Below are 1854 nucleotides of genomic sequence, written 5' to 3' on the forward strand. Positions count from 1 at the left end.
GTGCTTCGTATCAAATTCAGTGCTAGCTGACAGTTTAGTGCTTCAAAATCCGCTTCTTCGCCAAGCACCAAACCGTTGTCTGTAATTTTACAAAGCATCGCATTAAATGAAATTTCATGCTATAATTAATAATCCAAAAACAAAATTCTTTGATTCTAACAATAATATCATTTTGGAAATTAGGAGAATAAAAAAATATTTTAATTTACTTGGAGTAAAAACAGCAGCAATTTTGGATTATAATCAAAACAAAATTGTTGAATTTCAATATGAATATTCATTTTTTAGAAAGCCAAAATTTGAAATCTTAAGTCAGAATTTAAAAGATAAAATTCATTTTAAAATTGATGATGGTATTTTCTGTTTAGAAGTGAACAAGCAAAACATCTCCATTACGAAAAAAAATAAAATTATAGGAATTTATGAGGGGAAATTTATTTCGAACCAAATTGACATTGGAAATATTAAACAAACCGGAAAAATTATAGGACCTTCAACATATAATTTTGAATTCATGTCTAAGAACGAAATTAATTATTATTGTCTCATCTTATTTGCTATTTACTCTATTGATTTTTATGATGGTGATTAGTAGAAAAACTACAGACAACAGAGTATTTCTACAAGCGGGTATGAATTTTTCAATTGAAGATTTTTAGCGATTAATTAAGTTTTTAGGAAGTAGAAATATTTCGTATTTTTAACCCGCCTGCAGAAATACCCAACCGTTGCCTGCAAGCATTTTTGAGCACTCTGCTAACTCAAGCACTTTTGACAGAAACTTTGATGACAAAAAATATTTATCTTTGTATCGGACTTGTAGCTTAATAAGGCAAAGCGACCAGCAATGGTAGTTCCCGGTTCAATTCCGGGCTTGTAATGAGTATTGAAGAAGTATTCATTACAAGCCCTTTTTAATTTAAAACAATGATAGAAGTTTTTAAAGCAAGCGTAATAAATGTACGAGAACTAAAACAGCAAAGAACAAACATCAAAAGATTGTTCAATCAATCTATTAAAAGAAAAGACCGCTCCTCATTCAATGCATTGACAAAACTTTATGCATTACTTTTTTCTTCATTCGCAGAGCTTTGTTTTCTAAAAATAATTCACACACCCTACGGTTTCAATGAAGACGAAATAAATCAAATCAGTGGACAACGAAATTTAGAGCAAAAATGGAATAAATGTTTAGAGTTAGCTTTTAGCAGAATTGACAATATTGCCAACAAAGGCGACATTCAAAATAAGAAGCAAATTCTAACAAGACACATCAATACTTTTATTATCGAGCCAAGCCAATTAAGAAATAAAATTGCACATGGACAATGGTTAGTTGCGTTAAATAATGACAATACAGCAATCAATCAACAGACAACCGATAAAATAAATTCTCTTGACTTCGTAAAAATCGATATACTATTTAGTGTTTATGAAAAAATTGGGCAAGCCGTTGAAGATTTAATAGAAAGCCCACGAAAAGCACATTTCAATGACTTCTATTTCCATATGACAGAATTAGAGTACTTAGTAGAAGAAACTAAAACCTGGACAATGGAAAGTAAAATCAGAATATTAAAAGAAACAGCCGAAAGACAGGAGCGAATAAAATTGCAGCGACAAAAAGATAGTGAAAGTGCCTACTAATATGCCAGCAGGCAACAGGGTATTGGCATTATGCTGGCTGACGTGCAAAACTCAACATTTGTACTGCTATCAACATTTGAATTTAGGCTGAACTTTTGTACCTTGAATGCCAGCACAACGCCAATACCTAAACCGTTACCGCCCATACTACCTTCCGCCGGTCCAAAATCCGTTTTTGTAATTAATTCAGCATTGGAAATCCGGGCT

The 1854-nt window shown here is 32.0% G+C and carries 3 protein-coding genes; 2 read left to right on the forward strand and 1 reads right to left on the reverse strand.

Going from position 1 to position 1854, the window contains the following annotated elements; translation table 11 throughout:
- Positions 1 to 106: 106 nt before the first annotated feature.
- Together H9628_RS11885 and H9628_RS11890 are read left to right on the forward strand one after the other, a co-directional pair.
- The gene (locus H9628_RS11885) at positions 107 to 592 is read left to right on the forward strand and encodes a hypothetical protein (protein ID WP_251834358.1); all 486 of its coding nucleotides are present in this window, start codon (positions 107 to 109) and stop codon (positions 590 to 592) included.
- Positions 593 to 927: 335 nt separating this feature from the next.
- The gene (locus tag H9628_RS11890) at positions 928 to 1647 is read left to right on the forward strand and encodes a hypothetical protein (protein ID WP_251834359.1); all 720 of its coding nucleotides are present in this window, start codon (positions 928 to 930) and stop codon (positions 1645 to 1647) included.
- On the opposite strand, the gene H9628_RS11895 is transcribed toward H9628_RS11890, so the two are convergent.
- A partial coding sequence (locus H9628_RS11895; protein ID WP_251834360.1) for a hypothetical protein occupies positions 1644 to 1854 on the reverse strand: 211 nt, incomplete at its 5' end. The genes H9628_RS11890 and H9628_RS11895 overlap by 4 nt on opposite strands.

Source organism: Kaistella pullorum (assembly GCF_014837035.1).
GTDB classification, from domain to species: domain Bacteria; phylum Bacteroidota; class Bacteroidia; order Flavobacteriales; family Weeksellaceae; genus Kaistella; species Kaistella rhinocerotis.